Annotated in this window: 2 protein-coding genes; one reads left to right on the top strand and one right to left on the bottom strand. The window is 64.8% G+C overall.

Annotation, left to right across the window (positions count from 1 at the left end):
• Positions 1-318 (bottom strand): hypothetical protein (locus tag MJD61_00040; GenBank protein ID MCG8553668.1); only part of this gene is annotated, 318 nt, incomplete at its 3' end.
• A gap of 991 nt (positions 319-1,309) precedes the next feature.
• On the opposite strand from MJD61_00040, the gene MJD61_00035 reads away from it, so the two are divergent.
• Positions 1,310-4,747: a DUF4981 domain-containing protein gene (locus MJD61_00035; GenBank protein MCG8553667.1), complete on the top strand. Its 3,438-nt coding sequence runs from the start codon at positions 1,310-1,312 to the stop codon at positions 4,745-4,747.
• The last annotated feature ends 118 nt before the right edge of the window (positions 4,748-4,865 follow it).

The following is a 4,865-nucleotide window of genomic DNA, read 5'->3' as shown; positions in this document are numbered from 1 at the left end:
CGTCGAGCCCCGGTCGTAGCTGCTGGCCTGCAGGCACTTGTGCGGCGCGTGAGCTCGAGGATGCACTGCCAACAGATCGCGATTCGTCATCTCCGCGAGCAGCGACAGGAAGCTGATCGGCTGCGGTGCAACCGCCCCGGCGGCCATCCCGCCGACTCCGGTTCCTCCCGGCCCGATCCCAGCGACGCCGGAGGTCCCCCCCCCGAGGCCAGCAACCCCACCGAAACCACCCCCGGCTGCAGCGCCACCAACTCCCCAGGGGATGCCCGCCAGGGCCACTGTGCCGCCGCTCCCGCTCATGGCGATGGCACCACCCATGGCAGCCGCACCGCTTGTGGCAGCCGCACCGCCTGTGCCGGCCGCGCCGCCTGTGGCAGCCGCGCCAGCACCGGCCGAACCGGCCACGCTGCCGCCGCCGGCCTGCCCCGACCCAGTGCCTCCCGGCGGTCCCGATCCAGGCGCGGGGAGAGCCGCAGTAGGACCGCTGCAGCCGGGCACCCAACACACTACGGCGAACGAGACGAGGAGCGCGCGAATCGGCACGGCGCTGACTGGGGCGCCAGCTGCGCCGGACAGCGACGCGCAGCGAACGGACGCGAGGCGTCGGCCCCGCACCGGCCCTGCTCCGCGACGGGCCGAAAGCAGCGAATCCCTTGTGCAGTATCGAACTGTGCAGTATCGGACTGTGCCGTGTCGAGCCTCTTGCATGCGAACCTCCGCGCATTGAGGGTCAACCACTTGTCGCCCGTTACAGCGCGATTGATCCACAAAAGTGCCATTTGTCAGTATAGGGCCCGATGGAGAGTCTTCGCAAATCAGAGATATCATCTAGTACCGCTTGCCAGGGATTGTGATCGATTGGCGTCGAGGGCTGGCGGTCGCCGGCAAGGCGCACCGCTGAAGACTGCGGTTCATTTCGATGCTGTGCAGCGCATATTCGAGAAGGCGCAACACCGCCAGCGGCCGTCAGAGCCGGCGGGAATCCATCATAATCCCTGGCAAGCGGTACTAGATGTTTCACCGATTCGCCTCCATCATGTCCGGCGCATATATTCCATACAGCGGCAAGCGCTGCCCCGGTGCCGCCACTCTGGAGGAAAGTGCCATCAGGCAAAAAAACCGGGCACGTTTGCTGCAGGTTCGGCAACTATGTTGAGGGCTTTGGTACATGGAGGCTGGTAGCACGCAATCACTCTTGGCTGACGCCGCCTCTGGCACTTGCTGCAAGCAGAACATGATTCCAGATTCTCTGCGGCAACGGACTACCCTCGCCATCCTTGCGCGCAGAGCCAATTGTATTCTGGAAACTATGACAGGACGATCGTTCGAACCCGGATTTCAGCGCTGGATCTGGTTGCTTGGGTTGGTTGCCTCGAGCCTGGCCGGCTGCGGACCAAGCACGGGCGGCGGCGCAAGAGCCGGAGTCCTTCCGGGTCCAGAGCCCGGCCCGCAGCCCGGTATGGGAGGACCGCAGCTGCCCATAGGCGGTGCGGGTGGGACCGGGGTCGTGCCGCCGATCGGCCTGGGTGGTGGCGCGCCGCCGGCGCCTGGAGGCAGGATTGCACCACCTCCCGTGCCCGGCAACCTCCCGCCACCGGTGGCAGGCATGGGCGCGTGCGTGCCGACAGGAGGCACGGCCGTGGGGCTGCCCCCGCCGGCCCCTGGAGCGCGACCGGATTGGGACAACCTGGACGTGCTGCGCGTGGGTACGCTCGCGCCGCGGGCTAGTTTCTTCGCCTACCCGAGCGCCGAGCTGGCGGTCGGACGCGACCCAGCGCTTTCTCCCTGGTACCAGTCCCTCAACGGCAACTGGAAGTTTCAATGGTCGCCCAACTGGGCTGCAAGGCCCCAGGGGTTCTTCAATCCCAACTTCAACGACAGCGCCTGGCCTCAGCTGCCGGTACCATCCAACTGGCAGATTCACGGCTACGGCTATCCCCTGTATATCAACAACGGTTTTGGGTTCTCACCGGTCAACCCTCCGCGCATACCTCACGACCAGAACCCCGTGGGTTCGTATCGACGCAGCTTTCAGGTACCGCCAGACTGGCTCTGCAGAAGCACGCATTTGCACTTTGCCGGCGTCAACTCGGGCTTCACGGTCTGGATCAACGGCAAGCGGGTGGGCTACGCCCAGGGGAGCCGGACAGCAGCCGAGTTCGACATCAGCGGCTACCTGCAGATCGGTGACAACCACCTGGCCGTGCAGGTGGTTCGCTTCTCGGACGGCTACTACCTCGAGGACCAGGATTACTGGCGCATGAGCGGCATCTATCGCGATGTCTATCTGATTTCGCGCGGGCCCGAGCACATCCAAGATGTGCGGATACGCACCGACCTCGACGCGACCTACACGAACGCGCGTCTGTTGGTCGATGCGACCTTCAACAGGCCGCCTGCGCCCGGCACGCTGGTAGAGTCGATTCTGATCGACGCGCTGGGCAACATCGTGGACCGGCACGAAGCGCTGGCGCCGGCCGGCGGGCCCGCGGTGTCGCTCGAGCGGCCCATTGCCTCTCCGTTGCTGTGGACCGACGAAACCCCCTATCTGTACACGCTGCTTCTGACGCTCCGCGGCGCTCAGGGCTCGATCGAGTTCATTCCGTTTCTGGTGGGTTTTCGCGAGGTGGAGTGGCAGGACGGCAAGCTGCGTGTCAACGGGCAGCCGGTGCGCCTTGCCGGGGTCAACCGGCACGAGCACGACCCCGATCTGGGGCACGCGGTAAACCGCGAGTCCATGCTGCAGGACGTCCTGTTGATGAAGCGCTCCAACGTCAACGCCGTGCGGACGTCGCACTATCCTAACCATCCGGATTGGTACACGTTGTGCGACCAGTACGGTCTGTATGTGGTGGATGAGGCCAACGTGGAGTCGCACGGCATGGGCTACAACCCGAATCGAACCCTGGCGAACAAACCCGCCTGGCAGCAGATGCACGTGCAACGTACCCGTCGCATGGTCGAGAGGGACAAGAACCACCCCTCGGTGATCGTGTGGTCCCTGGGCAACGAGTCCGGCGACGGCGTCAACATGGTGGCCAGCTACAAGTGGATCCACGACCACGAGCCCACCCGGCCCGTGCAGTACCAGCAGGCGGGAACGCAGGCACATACCGACCTCTACGTGCCGTTCTACCTATCGGTTCAGGACACGATCAACTACGCGCAAGGCAACGATGCACGCTCGCTGATCCAGTGCGAGTACGCCCACGGCATGGGCAACAGCACCGGCAACCTCTTCAAGTACTGGAATGCCGTGGATCGCTACCCCAAGCTTCAGGGCGGCTTCATCTGGGACTGGGTCGATCAGGGGATTCGCAAGCCCATACCGCCGGAGCACCGCGGCAAACCGCATTCGGTCAAGCGTGACGATTTTTGGGGTTACGGAGGCGACTTCGAGCCTCCGGGCACACGCACCAGCGACAATTTCTGTATGAACGGACTGGTGGATCCGGACCGCACCCCGCACCCGGCACTGTGGGAAGTCAAGCATATCTATTCGCCGCTGAGGCTCGAGCCTGTGAACGTGGACACCGGCTCGTTTCGGCTCCACAGCAACTACACCTCTCAGACGCTCGCAGCCATGGAGCTGCAGTGGCAGATCAAGGTGAACGGCGCGCTGATCACACCGGGAGCGACCAGGTTGCCTCCGATCGCTCCGGGCTCCTCGCAGGACCTATCGATCCCGTTCGTCCGGCCTCCCCTGCCTCCGGGTGGCGAAGCCACGTTGGACCTGCACATCGTTCTGGCCGAAGACAGGGTTTGGGCACCCAGGGGACACGTGATCGACTCCTATCAGTACGTGATCGGAAGCCAGCCCAAGGCGCAGCTACCGCCGATCGGTATCCTGAGCCTCGGGCAGGACCGGCGCAGCTTCATCGTGACCGGCAACGGCTTCGAGATCGTGTTCGACCGCAACAACGGGCTCATCCGGCGCTGGAGCCACGCGGGGCAATCCGTGCTCGAACACGGCATCGAGCCCCATTTCTGGCGGCCACCCACCGACAACGACCGTGCGGGCGGTACCCCAAACTCCATGGGCGCCTGGAAACAGGCCCAAGCTTGGCAGGTCAACAACGTGACGGCCAACCAGGTCACGCCCACCTCGATCCGGCTGCAGATCCAGGCAAGGTTGCCGGCCGTAGGAGCAACCTACGAGCTCGAGTACGTGGTGCACGCGAGCGGTGACGTGGTGGTGGCGGCCAACATGTCGCGGGTGACCCATCCTGCGGAGCTGCCGAGATTCGGGCTGACCCTGAAGCTTCCCCCCGGCTTCGAAGCGGTCAGCTGGTACGGCCGTGGACCCTACGAAACGTATTGGGATCGCAAGAGCGCCGCGCTGATCGGCCGCTACCAGAGCACCGTGGACGAGCTCTTTGTCAATTACTCGGAGCCTGGCGCCAACGGCAACCGCACCGATGTCCGCTGGGCCACGCTGGAGTCTGCAGCCGGTGTGGGCTTGCTGGTCTCAGGCGCCCCCAGCTTCGAGTTTACTGCCCGCCACTACAGCGACGCCGAGCTCGAGGGCAACAAGCACTTCTACTCGATGAGCTACGAGCCGTCGATCTACCTTCACCTCGACGGCGCCATGATGGGTGTGGGCGGGGACACCGGCTGGGGCGGGATGGCGCTGCCGCATCCGGAGTTTCGAGTCCGGGCCGACACCGGCCTCAGCTTCAAGGTGCGCCTGCGTCCCTACCGCCTGGGCGAGGCACCCCCCGAGGTGCTGCACGGCGCAACACCCTAAGAGCCCGCGGAAGAATAACTCATCCATTTCGCCGGTTCTGGCCACTGCCGGCTATGTTGCTCCTCCTCGAAGTATCCCCAATACTCCTCGTCGTCGCGCCTCGCCAGCGGCGCCCAGT

It is taken from the genome of Pseudomonadota bacterium (assembly GCA_022361155.1).
Lineage (GTDB): Bacteria > Myxococcota_A > Polyangia > Polyangiales > JAKSBK01 > JAKSBK01.
The sequence above is the reverse complement of the archived record's forward strand: the minus strand, read 5'-3'. Positions and strand labels throughout refer to the sequence as shown.